The sequence below is a fragment of the Breznakia pachnodae genome (assembly GCF_030814225.1).
In the GTDB taxonomy this organism is placed as follows: Bacteria; Bacillota_I; Bacilli_A; order Erysipelotrichales; family Erysipelotrichaceae; genus Breznakia; species Breznakia pachnodae.
The window spans coordinates 113,056-128,855 of sequence record NZ_JAUSUR010000001.1 but is presented as its reverse complement, the minus strand read 5'-3'; the positions used below and the strand labels follow the sequence as shown (position 1 = coordinate 128,855).

Below are 15,800 nucleotides of genomic sequence, written 5' to 3'. Positions count from 1 at the left end.
GATATGAGAAACAAGTTAGATGTAAAATATGATCATATAAAAATCGAAAATAAATATTATGATCACTGGGTAAAACAAGGTTACTTTACTGCAGGAGATAAAAGTAAGCAAGCCTTCAGTATGGTGATACCTCCACCAAATGTAACTGGTAAGTTACATCTAGGTCATGCCTGGGATACGACATTACAGGATATCGTTGCGAGATACAAACGTCTGCAGGGATTTGATGTACTATGGGTATCGGGTATGGATCATGCTGGTATCGCGACACAGGCAAAGGTAGATGAACGCTTAAAGGAACAAGGAATCTCTCGCTATGATATAGGACGTGAGAAGTTCTTAGAACATGCTTGGAACTGGAAACATGAATATGCAAAACATATTCGTGAACAGTGGGCTACGCTAGGTTTATCTTTGGATTATACAAGAGAGCGTTTCACCCTTGATGATGGATTAAGTGAAGCAGTTAAGAAAGTATTCGTTGATTTATACAATGATGGATTAATCTATCAAGGTGAACGAATTATTAACTGGGATCCAGATGCACAGACAGCGCTTTCTAATATCGAAGTAATTCATAAAGAAATTGAAGGTGCAATGTACACCTTTGTATATGAGGTAGTAGAAACAGGACAGAAGTTACATGTTGCAACTACTCGTCCAGAAACAATGTTTGGAGATGTTTGTGTAGTAGTTCATCCAGATGATAAGCGTTATACAGATGTTGTTGGATTACATGTAATCAATCCAGCAAATGGTGAAAAACTGCCAATTATAACAGATGACTATATTGATGTGGAGTTTGGTACAGGGGTAATGAAGTGTACACCTGCACATGATCCGAATGACTTTACAATTGGAGAAAAGTATAACTTACCAAAACCAATTTGTATGAATCCAGATGGAACAATGAATGATTTATGTGGTAAATATGAAGGCATGGATCGTTTTGATTGTCGTAAACAACTGGTAGAAGATATCAAAGCAGCAGGTAATCTGGTAGAGATTAAAAAACATATGCATCAGGTTGGTCACTCAGAACGTACGGATGCAGTAGTAGAACCATACTTGTCAAAACAATGGTTTGTTAAAATGAGACCACTGGCTGATGAAGTATTAAAGAATCAAGAAATCGAAGATGAAAAGATTCACTTTACACCAAAACGTTTTGAGCACACCTTTCACCAATGGTTAGAAAAAATTGAAGACTGGTGTATTTCAAGACAATTATGGTGGGGACACAGAATCCCAGCCTGGTATCACAAAGATACAGGGGAAATCTATGTAGGTGAAGAACCACCAAAAGACTTAGATAGCTGGCAACAAGATGAAGATGTACTAGATACTTGGTTTTCAAGTGCACTATGGCCGTTCTCAACATTAGGTTGGCCACACGAGAGCGACGATTACAAGCGTTATTATCCAAATGATACCCTTGTGACAGGTTATGACATAATCTTCTTCTGGGTAGCTCGTATGGCGTTCCAGGCACGTTATTGTACAGACTCAAGACCATTTAAGGATGTACTTATCCATGGATTGGTACGTGATGATCAGGGACGTAAGATGTCAAAGTCACTGGGGAATGGTGTAGACCCAATGGAAGTAGTTGAAAAACATGGTTGTGATGCGATGCGTTTCTTCCTAACAACAAATTCAACACCAGGACAAGATTTACGTTATATTGAAGAAAAAGTAGAAAGTTCTAGTAACTTTATTAATAAAATCTATAATGCTTCAAAATTTGTACTGATGCATTTAGGAGATGAATTTGAAGTAAGCAATGTTGATCTTACAAATGCAAGTACGATTGACAAGTGGATTTTAAATCGCTTCAACGAAACATTAACAAACGTTACTGCAAATATGGATAAATATGAATTTGCATTAGTTGGTAATGAATTATACAGTTTTATCTGGGATGATTTCTGTAGCTGGTATATTGAATTATCAAAAGCCGAACTACAAAGTGAAGATGAAGCAGTAAAACTTGCTGCTAAATCTACATTATTAGTAGTACTGGAAGGAATCTTAAAGATGGTTCATCCATTTATGCCATTTGTATCAGAAGAGATTTATTTATCACTTCCACATACACAAGACAGTATTAATTTAGAATCATGGCCAACAGTAATACCTACAGATATTTCAAATACAGAAATGGAAGAAGTAAAACGTTTGTTGTCAATGGTAAGTGCAGTACGTGAAATCAAAGCTGCTTATAAGTTGAAACCAAGTGCTGAGATTGACGTAATTGTTAATGATAGTGAAGGAAACATCGAAGAAGTGAATGAATTTATTTCATCATTACTAAATCAAATGTGTCGTGCCAACTGGATTGCACAGGCAAGTGCTGAAGAAATGGTGGTAAGACCAATTGTTCAAGGATCGATTTCGGTTCCTTTGGCAGCACTAGTAAATATTGATGAAGAAATTGAACGTTTGAAACAGGAACAATCAAAACTTCAACAAGAAATTAAACGTGGAGAAGGAATGCTTGCCAATCCTAACTTTGTAAACAAAGCTCCTGAAGCAAAAGTAAATGCTGAAAAAGAAAAACTGGAAGGTTATAAATCACAATTTGAAATTGTAACCAACCGTTTAAACGAATTACAGAAGTAATGCAAAGAGTGGGGATTTCTCACTCTTTTTCTTATGCAACTAAAACATACAAAAAATGTTATCGAAAGTTGGTGGTGATAATGGAAATATGATTGTACAATAAAAGTACGAAATATATGAAAGGTGTGAAAAGTATGAAAATCATGATTCAAAAGAATTTAACATATTTAAGAAAGAGTGCAAAATACTCGCAGGAAGATGTGGCTGAAAAGATTGGAGTAAGTCGTCAGGCGATTGCAAAATGGGAAAGTGGAGAAACCCTTCCTGATATTATCAATTGCATAGCATTGGCAGATTTATATGATGTAGCACTGGAGGATTTACTTCATCATGATGAATCAAAAATTGGACAACCAATTGGACCTAAAGGAAAACATATTATGGGACTTGTTACATTACAGGAACGTGGACAGGTAGTCTTACCAAAAGACACACGAGAGATGTTTGATTTAAAAGCAGGAGATAAACTGATCGTATTCACTGATGAAAATCCTGGAACTGCAGGTATTGCACTAGTACCAGCTAAATATATGACCCATTTGACAACAATGATTAATAAGAATGTAGCGACAGATAAGGATGATGAAGAATGAATGCATTAAGAATTAATCAACTAAATAAAAGTTATACTGGATTTCAACTGAAAGATGTTTCTTTTGAGATGGAAGAAGGTAAAATCATGGGGTTAATAGGAAAGAATGGTGCGGGTAAAAGTACTATTATCAAATCCGTATTAAACATGGTAAAGAAAGACTCAGGAGAAATAGATGTACTAGGTTTTGACTTCTACAATGAAGAACAAGAATGGAAGCAGGAAATTGGTGTAGTATTAGGTGGAATTGATTTCTATAATCTAAAGAAGTTATCGACAATTACCAATGTTACAAAACGTTTCTATAAAAATTGGGATGAAAAGACTTATCAAAAGTATATGAAATACTTTGAATTAGATGAAAAGAAGAAAGTAAAAGAATTATCAAATGGAATGAAGGTAAAATATCTACTCACATTGGCACTTTCACATCAGGCAAAGTTACTTATATTTGATGAGCCAACCAGTGGATTGGATCCAGTATCAAGAGATGAATTGATACATCTATTTCAAACATTAGTAAAAGATAAGACAAGAAGTATATTGTTTTCAACACATATTATTTCCGATTTAGAGAAATGTGCAGATGATATCACGTATATTCAAAAAGGAAAAGTACTGACTAGTTGCGATAAACAAGCGTTTATTAAACAATATCAATATTTGAAAGAATCTGGAGAAGAAACAGTTGGAATGGAAGAGATTATGGTTCGTTTAGAAAGAAGGGATGGAAATGAAGAATTTATTGTATAAAGAAATTCGCTTAGCTGCGCATCCAAATTTATTTATATTTGCAGCACTTGGTTGTCTGGTATTAGTTCCAGCCTATCCATATAGTACTATTTTCTTATATGGAACGCTTGGTCCTGCAATTACCTTTATGTTTGCAAGAGAAAACAATGATGCAGTGTATACAGCACTATTACCAGTGAAAAAAAGTGATGTAGTCAAAGGGAAGTTTATGCTTATCTTAATTGCAGAATTAGGACAGCTTCTATTATCTGTACCATTTGCCATTCTTCGCTACCACTTATTTAGTGAAGGGAATGCAGTTGGATTAAACGCAAATATTGCTTTCTATGGATTTGGATTTATTGTTTATGCAATGTTTAATTATATATTCTTTACACGTTTTTATAAAACTGCCTATAAGGTGGGGACATCATTTGTATTGGCACTAATTCCTGTTGTTTTAGGAATGTTAGTTATTGAGAGTTTAGGACATATTCCATTTGTGCAATGGATTGATAGTGTTGCGATGAATGATATGATATATCAATTACCAATACTAATTGTCGGAATCATTGTGTTTACGATAAGTATTTGGATAACGTATAAAAAGTCAGTCAAAAATTTTGAAAATGTAGACTTATAGCATCTTATTTTAAGATGCTTTTTCTTACTGCAATGTCGATTTTTCATTCGGAATGCTTTATGGTACACTAAAAACAGTAGAATTATGTCTACGAATTAGGTATAATAGTAAATATGAAAGCGATTACAAAAGGAGGTCTCTTTATGGGGAAAAAGTTTGTTTATACGTTTCATGAAGGAAACGGTGAAATGCGTGATTTGCTTGGTGGAAAAGGTGCTAACTTAGCTGAGATGATAAATCTTGGTATGCCTGTCCCTTATGGGTTTACCGTTACTACTGAAGCGTGTAACCAGTATTATGATGATGGTGGGGTTATTAACGATGCTATCGTTAGTGAAATTTTTGATCATCTTGCTGAATTAGAAAAATTATCAGAAAAAACATTTGGTGATCCTACGAATCCATTATTAGTATCGGTTCGTTCAGGTTCAAGAGCTAGTATGCCAGGAATGATGGATACGATTCTTAATTTAGGACTAAATGATGATGTAGTAGAAGGACTAGCAAAACTTACAGATAATCCACGTTTTGCATATGATTCTTATCGTCGTTTTATTCAAATGTTTGCCGATGTTGTTATGGGATTATCAAAAGGAAAATTTGAAACAATTATCGATGATATTAAAGCAGAGAAGAAAGTATATTTGGATACTGAATTATCAACAGATGATTTAAAGGAAATGGTAAAACGTTTCAAAGCGTTCTATCATGCTCAATTGCATGAAGATTTTCCTACAGATCCAAGAGAACAACTGAAAAAAGCAGTAGAAGCAGTATTTAAATCTTGGAACAATCCAAGAGCAATTTACTATCGTAAGATGAACGATATCCCTTCAAGCTGGGGAACTGCAGTTAACGTACAGATGATGGTATTTGGTAATATGGGTGATACAAGTGGTACCGGAGTTGCCTTTACTCGTAACCCTAGTACTGGAGAAAATAAATTATATGGTGAGTTCTTAATGAACGCACAAGGGGAAGATGTTGTTGCTGGTATTCGTACACCAAATCACATTAGTGAATTACGTGATGTAATGCCAGAAGTATATGATGAGTTTGTAGCGATTACAAAGAAATTGGAATCTCACTATCGTGATATGCAGGATATGGAGTTTACAATTGAAAATAAGAAATTGTTTATGCTTCAAACAAGAAATGGGAAACGTACTGCAAAAGCAGCAATTCGTATTGCTCGTGACTTAGTTGAAGAAAAACTATTAACGAAAGAAGAAGCAGTATTAATGGTAGATCCAAAACAGTTGGATGCACTGTTACATCCAACGTTTGATCAAGCATCATTAAAACATGCTGTTGCAATCACTAGAGGTCTTCCGGCATCACCAGGAGCAGCAACAGGGCAAGTTGTGTTTAATGCTGCAGATGCAGTTTCTTACGCAGCTAAGGGACATCGTGTAATCTTAGTACGTCTAGAAACATCACCTGAAGATATTGAAGGTATGAATGCTGCAAAAGGTATCCTTACAGTACGTGGTGGTATGACAAGTCATGCTGCTGTAGTAGCTAGAGGAATGGGTATCTGTTGTGTATCTGGTTGTGGTGATATTAAAATCAATGAAGAAACAAAAACATTTAAAATCAATGGTAGAGTGTTTAAAGAATATGACTATATTTCATTGGATGGTTCTACTGGTAATGTATATGGTGAAGAGTTAAAGACCGTTCCTGCACAAATTGCAGGAGACTTTGAAATCTTTATGTCATGGGCTGATGAATTTAGAACATTAAAAGTACGTACCAATGCAGATACTCCTAGAGATGCAAAACAGGCATTAACATTTGGGGCAGAAGGTATTGGATTAGTTCGTACCGAACATATGTTCTTTGAAGGTGAACGTATCAAGGCAATTCGTGAAATGATTGTAGCGAAAACCAAAGAGCAACGAGAACGTGCACTGGCTAAATTATTACCAATGCAACGTGGAGACTTTGAAGGAATCTATGAAGCAATGGAAGGTAGACCAGTAACAATCCGTTACTTAGACCCACCGTTACATGAATTCTTACCAACTTCTTCTTATGATATCACTACATTAGCAGATGATATGGGAATGGAAGTGGATGAGTTAAAAGGAATTATCCAAGGATTACACGAGTTTAACCCAATGATGGGACACCGTGGAGTTCGTTTGGCAGTATCTTACCCAGAGATTGCAGAAATGCAGACAAGAGCAGTTATTGAAGCAGCAATCAATGTTAATAAAGCGAATCCAGAGTTTAATGTAGTTCCTGAAATTATGATTCCATTAGTTGGAGAAGTTGCAGAACTTAAGTATGTTAAGGATGTTGTAACAAAAACAGCGGATGAAATTATCAAAGAAAATGGAGTGAAATTAGACTACTTAGTTGGTACGATGATTGAAATTCCTAGAGCAGCATTAACAGCAGATGAAATCGCAAAAGAAGCTGAGTTCTTCTCATTTGGAACAAATGACCTTACTCAGATGACATTTGGATTCTCAAGAGATGATGCAGGTTCATTCTTAAACGACTACTATGACAAACGTATTTATGAACAAGACCCATTTGCTCGTTTAGATCAAAAAGGTGTTGGTAAATTGGTTGAAATGGCAGCGAGATTAGGAAGAGAAACAAGACCTGATATCAAACTTGGTATCTGTGGGGAACATGGAGGAGATCCTTCATCAATTGAATTCTGTCACAAGATAGGGTTACAATATGTTTCTTGTTCACCATTTAGAGTTCCAATCGCAAGATTGGCAGCTGCACAAGCAGCATTAAGAAACAAATAGATTAAAAAAAGCGACGAGATTATATTCTCGTCGCTTTCTTATGGAGCATCCTGTAAGGTCCATGTTACTTTCGCATTGTATTCACTATCCCTATAGACAGCACCAGGGAAGATTTTAGTCAAGATACCCTGACTCATATTCCAGGTGATAGTTGTCAGTTCCTGCGTATCATTACTGTCGTATACAAGATAAGGCTGTGAAGATAATTTTTCTTCCTCATCATTTTCATCGACAAATACTAATTCTAAATTATCCATAATTTTATTGTCTTGATCCACGAATGGCTGCTCAAGGGTTACAAATAATTTCCAGTTAGTCTTTGTTGTACGTGTATCCTCAACCTGTATCTGCCAGTCATCTACTTGCCGTTGTACAAGGGTAGGGGTTGAAGGAATATCAATTGTATGGAATGCTAAAGTTTCAGGAACATAACGAAATGATAAACCACCATTATCCTCTACAATCACATCTGCACTCTGATATAAATAATATCGATTGTTCGCAGTTACATTGATGCGATCACCAACACTAAGATCACTTAATGTAGTACTAAAAGTTCCATTTTGATCAGCATTGATCGTTACTTCTTTACTGTTATATTCAATTAATAATATTGCATTGGGAACACTACTTCCACTTAGTGTTGTATTTTGAACTGAGATAGGGTTTAATGATAATTCCAAACGTCCTAAAGAAAGTGCGTTCAAATTACTCATTGTAAACTGATTTACAGGATTTCCAGTTGAACCATCATCAGCTTCGTAGTTAGATGAAGTAATGTTGTAGCTACCATTCGCTCCTGCAGCCAATGTTCCATTAATGGTATAGTTATCAGCAGTATATTGTTTATTCCAATAATAATGGGGAGGATCCCACATCTGGTAACCTGGAAGCGCTGCCGTAGTCCAATAGTTTATTTGGTTTGCATTCATATTGAACTGACGTGCACCTGTATACTGAATTACTCTTTTTCCTGGACTATAAAACAATACACTTTTTGGATTGTTGATATCTATATAACCAGCAGCTGCTGTCATGTAAATAAGTGCAGTACCTGGTCCACTTCCTGCATATAAATATACATCAGAATTTTCACCAATCATAAATGGTGCTGTTGATCCTAACAAATACTGTGCAGTAATAGTGCCACCTTCAATATGGAAGGAACCACCATTGATATTGATTCCACTTCCAGTACCTGTCCCTGTTGCATTAAATGAATAAGCGGTTGCCTGCTTGCTGTATTGGTAGTATTGACCATCACTTTCAACTGTTATCCCATTAGATAAGGTTACACCAATGGCTTGAGTTCCATTGTTGTTAATGATGAATTTACCACTATTAATTGTTACTTTGTTTGCAGACATAACATTTGCTACATTGGAATTTGTCTCAATATTTACATTTCCACCATTCAGGGTCCAGTTGTTTGCTGTAGTTCCATAAATTAGATAACTAGATATTGTTGGTTTTGAAGCCAGATTAAAATTCGCATTTTCACGAATAATAACTTCACCACTAAATCTAGTCGCATAATCAAGGGAAGTAGTACCGTTAAGTTTTACATCAAAGATACTGTTTTTACCAAGGTCCATGGAACGTATCGAATTGTTAACGTTACTTAATTTAGGTCCATTGCTAATATAATAAAAAGCGGCATTTTCTTCCATAACAATTGCAACAGTTGAATTATAAAACATTGGATTACTTCCAGCATTCACTGTAACTGTACTTCCTTCATGAAAAGTCATAGTAGATGGCTGATAGAAATAAAAAATATTATTTGCACTACTATGAGTAATTGCTACTGTTCCATAGAAATCAACGTTCACTACTTCAGCAACCTCGTTTGCGGCAGAGGTTCCATTATACTGAATATTAATTGTAGTATCTTTGTAAACCGCATGGCCATATGGATTATGCGTAATTTGTGGACCATTATAGATAATATTATCGTAGGTTAACGTCACACCACTTACAGCATCAGCAACTTTGACTGTTCCATAGTAATTGTATCCATAAATATCAAGGTTCTTTAATGTAAAGTTATTCATGGAAGCATTATTTATATAAATATTACTAGTCGCACTAGCGGCTTTACCTTCTGTTAAAGTATGACGTACACCTTCATATGACCCGTTTATTGTAACGTTAGATTTTGTACTACTAACAGTTATTCCAGTCGTTTCCATTGTGATATCACTACCAAGATAAATGGTATCAATACCATTTGTAGAAGATTCAAGAGCTGTTTTCAGATCTCCATATGATGACACTACGATTTCATTCGTTGCTAATGCAGATGGCTCAACTTGACCTTCCTCAATCACTTCACTTTCACTATTTGCTTCAACTTCAACTACTTCCTCTGTTACAGGAGTTTCCTTGGTCTTGTTAGCTTCAACAGTTGAATCTTTAGTTGTTTCTTCACTACTATCATCATTATCTTCTGTTGTAATCACTTCATTTCCATACACTGATGAAAATAATGTAACTATAGCGAGAATAACAATAACAATTAAGCTGGTAATTTTTATTTTCTTCACAAGACCACTCCTTCCTTTACGTTACTTGTCTTCGTCTTTCTTTGAACGTTTACCAAAGATGAATGCAAGGTATAATAATAAGCTTAATATACCAACACCAGCAATGATAAAAATCCAAATAGGGAATTCATCATCAACATTGATTGCTTCATCATTTACGGATGAAGATGTGTCATCTTTTATTTCAAACTCTTCATCCCATTCCCAATAATCATCTTCGTATTCAACACGCATTTTTAATCGATATTGACCTGGTTCAATTTTATTGTTTTCCCAATCAACTACAAAATCAAAACTCGAATTTGGAGCGATTTCTGCAGTTGCTGTTTTAGCTGAGTGTAGAACTTCACTTTCGCCTTTTTTATATATTTGAGCATCAATCATTACATTTTTCATGATAATAGGTTCACTATTCTGCAATTTAACATTCACTGCAGTACGCATTGCTTCTAATGATGGCTCAATTGTTTTCAAATTCATATTTGGTTTTACTTGTTTTTCAGTTTCAGTAAGTTTTAAACCAAGTGCATAAGCAATCTTGTTTTCAATTTCAAAACCATCGCTTGATGATTCTTCATTTTCAGCATTGCTTTCTGCAGTTATATAGATTCCACCTAAGATCACACCATCATAAGATTCTTTAGGCATGGTTAGCTGAATATCTACAACAGTACTTTTATTTGCAGGAATAACTACTTCAGGAGTATCTACCACGGCGATTTCTTCAATCGAGTGTTTCATACTCTTATCTTGAATCCCATGCTCACTGTAAGCAATTACTCCATTGATCCCAGTAGATGCAGAATTTACTGCAATATAACTTGTGATTTCTTCATTACTGTTATTAGTAATCATAACTTGAATTGTCTGTTCCATCTCTGGGTCCATCTTTAAATCGAAATAACTTAAATTTTCATCAATCTGATTTTCTGGAATGATCGCACTCACAGAAAAGGTGATTGGATTTTCGCTTTGTGCATATGCAGAGGTGACCGCAATGCTAAAGCTAGCTATAAGTATTGATATAATTGTTAAAAACTTGATTTTATTTGTAATTTTGTTCATTACGGTCGTCCTCCTTTATACAAAACGCTCTCTTTATGGAGCGTTTGAAATAATCCAGTTTAAATTTGCTTTGTATGAATCAGTAGAAACATTAGCAGTGTTGACTGTTAATTGAACTGAATCATTTGTCGTTGCTTCACTCTCGGTAGGGAACCAACGTGTTACCCAAGTACCCATACCCTGATTATTAGCAGTAGTACCTACAAGTTTTTGTTCACTTTTACCAGAAGTAATTGTTACTGGGTCAGATGCTGTAGGGCTTACAGAACTATTTCCAGTTGTTGTTGCAGTAGTACCATTCTTGAAAGTAATGACACCATCAAAAGATTTTGATGCATCTGTATTTTCAAAAGCAGATAATGATACTGAAACTTTCCAACCAGCACCAGTACCTCGTTTATCAGTAACCTGAATATATGGCTTTAAATCTGTTAAATCATAAGTTTCAACATTACCAGTTATTTTTTGAGAACCAAATGCCATTTGTGGAACATAGTCAAGACTCAATGGCCCTTCCATTCCAGTACCAGGTCCAGTACCAGGGTTATCTGGATCAGTTGGATCAACAGGATTTGTTGGGTCCGTATTATCACCAGTAAATGTGATTGTGGCACCAGTAGATGTAGATTCTTCTTCTGCATTTACTACTTGTGTATTGCTGAATGTAAATACCCCTAATACCAGTGCGACTAATAGAATAAATTTCTTCATTATATGTATATTTCCTCTCTTTCTCAAGCAAAGAGCAAAACGTAAAAAAGTGAAGCCTTAGAATTTCATGGTTTCACGTCCAGTAATAATAGATTCGAATTTAAGAATTATATCAACTATCTATAGATAGTAAAAATCATAACAAGATATTGCCCTTGATATATCGCCCTTCGAAGCATTTTATATTTTCTGCTCTTGCTTCATCACGAGTATATAGGAAAGAATAAAAGTCGTCAATTAGATAGCCTACCAAAATGATATGAATTTATAAAAAGTGTGATAATTGCGACACACTTCCTTTTTGTAGTGAAAAATAGTATAATAAAAGCCTGTTAAATGGAGAGGTATATGTCATTCTTAATTAAATTTTTTATTAAAGATTATAAAAATATAAAAGATACAAAAGTTCGAGCTGCTTATGGAAAACTTGCAAGTTTTTATGGTATCTTCTGGAATATTATTTTATTTATAAGTAAACTTGTCGTTGGTACAATATTCAACAGTGTTTCGATTACAGCTGATGCCTTCAATAACTTAAGTGATGCAGGAAGCAGTATCATATCATTGGCCAGTTTTGTTTTTTCAAGCAAACCAGCGGATGAAGATCATCCATTCGGACATGAACGTCTAGAGTATATCTTCAGTATGATTGTAGCTTTTATTATTATGTATTTTGGACTACAGTTAATGATGAGCTCAGTTGATCAGATATTTAATCCAGGTGATGTAGAGTTTAATATTGCGATGATTATCGTTTTAGTATTTTCGATTCTAGTTAAGATTTATATGTACTTATACAACAATAAATATTCAAAACTTTTAAAATCTACTGTTATGCATGGTGCGGCAGTTGATAGTTTCAGTGATGTTGCTGCAACTAGTGTTGTTTTAATAGGAACGATCATTGCATATTTTACTGGTATTCAATTAGATGGATACTTAGGAATCGTAGTTGCCTTATTTGTAATGAAGAGTGGATATGAGATTGTTAGTGATACATTAAACAAGCTGATTGGAGAAGCACCAGATCCAGATTTTACTAAAAATATTATTCAAAAGATTTTAACATATAATGGGGTACTGGGTGTTCATGATTTAGTTGTTCATACATATGGGCCAGGAAAAACATTTGTTACTGTACATGTAGAGGTAAGTTGTAAAGTAGATATTCTGAAGAGTCATGATATGATTGATAATATTGAAAAAGACTTCGCAACTCATGAACAAATTAATCTGGTGATTCATATGGATCCAGTGGATATGAATGATGCATTCACGAATGAAATGCGAATAGCAGTTGAAAAGGAAGTGAAGAAAATCGATCACAGTTTATCAATTCATGATTTTAGGGTTGTAAGAGGTGATACTCACAATAATTTTATCTTTGATGTGGATGTGCCAATTGAATTTAAAATGAAGGATAATGAACTGATTAATTTAATTAAAGAAAAAGTCCCACAAGGTGATATACCGAATTATGCAGTTATCACTATCGACCATGCTTATATAGCAGTTGTCGAAAATGGACAGTAGAGTGTCAAAAAATGACACTTTTTTTATTTTCGTGACACTTATTTGCTTATTTTTAAAAGAGATATTACAATAAGGTTGTAAAAGGTATATAAATTATAAATGATTAATAACAAAAAAGAGGTGATGTAAATTGAAACGTCGAACACTGTTTAAAATGGTAGTTTGTATCTGCTTGTCATTTGTAACTGTAGCTATACCAAATCATAATCGTGTAAGTATCTATGCAGCAGAAAACGATGTTATTATACTCACTCATTTAGAAAATGGCACAACAACAACCGATGATAATTTATGGTTAAAAATAACAGGGCCGGTTTCTACACAAGTCGAAATTCCTTATGATAATAATATTACTTTAAGTGGTTTGCCTCTTGGTAACTACACTTGTGAAGTTATTGTACCTGCTGACTTAAGACTTTCAGATCTTGAAATAGATGCCATGTCATCAGAAGTAAAGACAAAGTTTGATTTCTCAGTATATGACAAAGGATCACCAAATAGTATTGATTTTTACTTTAGTGGTAAAGATGCAAAACCATTCTCATCTGCCAACGATATAATAAATAAGATTCTTTCTTCCACTTGGACAAGAGATAAGATTTATGATGTGAAGATATCAGCGATTCCTCATCCTTCTGAGTCACAGCCACTTGATATTGTGATGGTACTAGATGTATCAGGAACGATGGCATATGATATCGAATATAATGGCGAACCAGTTGAAGAACAATACACTAGGCTTGGAATGTTGAAGAAAGCATCAAAAGAATTTGTGTCTGTATTAGCTCAAGATGCACATCCAAATAGTAGAATTTCTATTGTTACGTTTAGTAATGATACAAAAATTATTCAAGATTGGATAAATCTTGATGGTATTAATTTGAATGCAATAAATAGTAAAATCAATTCAATTGGTATTGAAGGTGCTACAATGTCTGATTGGGGTTTAAAGGAAGCGAGACGACAATTTGAAAAATATCCTAATAGTCAGAATGAAAGAGCTGTTTTATTTTTTACTGATGGTATGCCAGGTGCAGTTATTATTCCGGACTCTGCGGCGTCTAATAATTATAGTTTCTATAAAGATAGAGGATACAGTTATCCCCTTAACTCATTTCGGGTAATGGCGGAATCTTTAAATCAAGCAGATGTATTGAAGGCAGAAAATAAAGGACAGCAAGTAAGTGTTAATAATTATTTCACTGGATATGGAAACAGTGCTTCAAATCCAAAAGTTAATTATTATGGAGTAACACTTGCATCTCAATATAGTTGGGACTTAGATTATCATGGACAAAGAGGAAAGTCTGTCTATGATTCTACTTATATTCCATGGTTAGCTAATAATCCAACAATTACTATTCCACCAGATACGTTTGCAACTGCAAAAGCAGGAAATTATAATCGAACAGGAAAAGCTTTAGGAGCAAAAATATATTCTATCGGAATTTTTGACACAAAGAATTATTCAGCTACGAAAGGTGCAATTATTGAGGATTTTATGGAACGTGTTTCATCTCAACCTTTTGAGGATTATTATCGAAAGATTACGAAAGAAGATGAGTTATATCTGGCATTCGATTTGTTTTCAGGTGTAATCTCGGGTAACTATCAAAATGTATATCTTAGATATTATATTGATGATGGATATACAGTTGAAGCGACTGGTAAAGGGGTTTACAAAGAAGTTGGTGGTGAACGTTATATAGAGTGGGGACCACTGGATATAGGTACCGGTAGTTACTTCAATGACGCAGGTATAGTGTTAAAGGCAGAAGATGAAAATAATCCAATTCCACCTGATGGAAGAGTTTATACAGAAATGAAAGTTGGTAATGAAATTGTTGAGTTGGATACTTCAATTACAAAACAAGTTACAGTAACTCAACGTTAATAAAAGGAAGTGATGTTATGCGAAAAAGAAAAATAACAGATACTCGAAAAGTAGGAAAAGGAGTTGTTGTAATAACAATATGTACGCTTTTACTATTCATTTTCGCATTATCAACAAATTCGAGTTATCTGTCTTATATAGCAAAGGACAAGCAGACGAATATTCTTGAGCTTCCATATGTCTATGTCACAATCAATGAAGATTTCCCACCAATACAATCGTGGACTCCCAACACGACAGTAACCAAGAAAGTAAATTTTCATAATACCGGCAACATGGACATATTGCTTCGCTGTAGTTATCTTGAGCGGTGGGGTCAAGTGAATGAAGCGATTTTATCAAACACATTTGATCATGATGGTGACCCAGCCACAAGTGAGATAGATGTAGTTGATAAAGGATGGAGCCGTTATTGGCCGCTCTACAGCGGAGCTGATAAAGAAGCACAATGGATGGATGGTGGTGATGGTTACTTCTACTATATGAAAGTATTAAAAGCAGGAGAAGTAACAGATCCAGTTTTGAATAATCTAACATTAAATGAACTGGCACCATCAGCATATTCGCAAAAAGAATATCAACTTAATTTTAAAATTGAAGCAGTATATGTTGATGCGGATAGTGCATACAGTTACTGGGGCAAACGCCCAGTAATTGAAAGTGATGATTTGGTAAGGTGGTGATGTGATGT

General features: G+C 34.7%; 11 protein-coding genes. 8 read left to right on the top strand and 3 right to left on the bottom strand.

Annotated elements, in window-relative coordinates:
* Positions 1-3: 3 nt before the first annotated feature.
* The 5 genes from J2S15_RS00595 to ppdK all read left to right on the top strand — a co-directional run bounded on the left by J2S15_RS00595 (position 4) and on the right by ppdK (position 7,360).
* Positions 4-2,622, top strand: a complete 2,619-nt coding sequence (locus J2S15_RS00595; RefSeq protein WP_307406393.1) for a valine--tRNA ligase — start codon at positions 4-6, stop codon at positions 2,620-2,622.
* Positions 2,623-2,756: 134 nt separating this feature from the next.
* On the top strand, positions 2,757-3,215 hold the full coding sequence (locus J2S15_RS00590; RefSeq protein ID WP_307404462.1) for a helix-turn-helix domain-containing protein: 459 nt from the start codon (positions 2,757-2,759) through the stop codon (positions 3,213-3,215).
* Positions 3,212-3,967 (top strand): ABC transporter ATP-binding protein, encoded by a 756-nt coding sequence (locus tag J2S15_RS00585; protein ID WP_307404460.1) that lies wholly within the window; start codon positions 3,212-3,214, stop codon positions 3,965-3,967. The genes J2S15_RS00590 and J2S15_RS00585 overlap by 4 nt, the downstream gene beginning before the upstream one ends.
* Positions 3,948-4,589, top strand: a complete 642-nt coding sequence (locus J2S15_RS00580; RefSeq protein ID WP_307404458.1) for an ABC-2 transporter permease — start codon at positions 3,948-3,950, stop codon at positions 4,587-4,589. The genes J2S15_RS00585 and J2S15_RS00580 overlap by 20 nt, the downstream gene beginning before the upstream one ends.
* Before the next feature lie 143 nt (positions 4,590-4,732).
* Complete coding sequence (gene ppdK / locus J2S15_RS00575; protein WP_307404456.1) at positions 4,733-7,360, top strand: pyruvate, phosphate dikinase; 2,628 nt, start codon at positions 4,733-4,735, stop codon at positions 7,358-7,360.
* 38 nt (positions 7,361-7,398) lie between these two features.
* Here the strand turns inward: ppdK and J2S15_RS00570 are convergent, their stop codons facing one another.
* From J2S15_RS00570 to J2S15_RS00560, 3 genes are read right to left on the bottom strand one after another with little or no spacing between them, the layout of a single operon-like run.
* Positions 7,399-9,906 carry a pectate lyase-like adhesive domain-containing protein gene (locus tag J2S15_RS00570; protein WP_307404454.1) on the bottom strand — a complete coding sequence of 836 codons (2,508 nt, stop codon included), beginning with the start codon at positions 9,904-9,906 and terminating at the stop codon, positions 7,399-7,401.
* Between the two features lie 21 nt (positions 9,907-9,927).
* Positions 9,928-10,971 carry a WxLIP family cell surface protein gene (locus tag J2S15_RS00565; protein ID WP_307404452.1) on the bottom strand — a complete coding sequence of 348 codons (1,044 nt, stop codon included), beginning with the start codon at positions 10,969-10,971 and terminating at the stop codon, positions 9,928-9,930.
* A gap of 33 nt (positions 10,972-11,004) precedes the next feature.
* Entirely contained in the window at positions 11,005-11,682 is a 678-nt protein-coding gene (locus J2S15_RS00560) for a WxL domain-containing protein (protein WP_307404450.1), read from the bottom strand.
* 348 nt (positions 11,683-12,030) lie between these two features.
* Between J2S15_RS00560 and J2S15_RS00555 the strand changes: the two genes are divergently transcribed.
* The 3 genes from J2S15_RS00555 to J2S15_RS00545 all read left to right on the top strand — a co-directional run bounded on the left by J2S15_RS00555 (position 12,031) and on the right by J2S15_RS00545 (position 15,792).
* Positions 12,031-13,215, top strand: a complete 1,185-nt coding sequence (locus J2S15_RS00555) for a cation diffusion facilitator family transporter (RefSeq protein WP_307404448.1) — start codon at positions 12,031-12,033, stop codon at positions 13,213-13,215.
* A 130-nt stretch (positions 13,216-13,345) separates the two neighbouring features.
* Entirely contained in the window at positions 13,346-15,109 is a 1,764-nt protein-coding gene (locus tag J2S15_RS00550; protein ID WP_307404446.1) for a VWA domain-containing protein, read from the top strand.
* 17 nt (positions 15,110-15,126) lie between these two features.
* A complete protein-coding gene (locus tag J2S15_RS00545; RefSeq protein WP_307404444.1) occupies positions 15,127-15,792 on the top strand; it encodes a BsaA family SipW-dependent biofilm matrix protein in 666 nt (221 codons plus the stop codon).
* Positions 15,793-15,800 lie beyond the last annotated feature (8 nt).

What these genes read in the sequence shown, in the direction of transcription:
- J2S15_RS00590 (WP_307404462.1), top strand. Translation starts at nt 2,757, where the DNA reads ATGAAAATCATGATTCAAAAGAATTTAACATATTTAAGAAAGAGTGCA.
- ppdK (WP_307404456.1), top strand. Translation starts at nt 4,733, where the DNA reads ATGGGGAAAAAGTTTGTTTATACGTTTCATGAAGGAAACGGTGAAATG.
- J2S15_RS00545 (WP_307404444.1), top strand. Translation starts at nt 15,127, where the DNA reads ATGCGAAAAAGAAAAATAACAGATACTCGAAAAGTAGGAAAAGGAGTT.
- J2S15_RS00595 (WP_307406393.1), top strand. Translation starts at nt 4, where the DNA reads ATGAGAAACAAGTTAGATGTAAAATATGATCATATAAAAATCGAAAAT.
- J2S15_RS00555 (WP_307404448.1), top strand. Translation starts at nt 12,031, where the DNA reads ATGTCATTCTTAATTAAATTTTTTATTAAAGATTATAAAAATATAAAA.
- J2S15_RS00565 (WP_307404452.1), bottom strand. Translation starts at nt 10,971, where the DNA reads ATGAACAAAATTACAAATAAAATCAAGTTTTTAACAATTATATCAATA.
- J2S15_RS00580 (WP_307404458.1), top strand. Translation starts at nt 3,948, where the DNA reads ATGAAGAATTTATTGTATAAAGAAATTCGCTTAGCTGCGCATCCAAAT.
- J2S15_RS00560 (WP_307404450.1), bottom strand. Translation starts at nt 11,682, where the DNA reads ATGAAGAAATTTATTCTATTAGTCGCACTGGTATTAGGGGTATTTACA.
- J2S15_RS00585 (WP_307404460.1), top strand. Translation starts at nt 3,212, where the DNA reads ATGAATGCATTAAGAATTAATCAACTAAATAAAAGTTATACTGGATTT.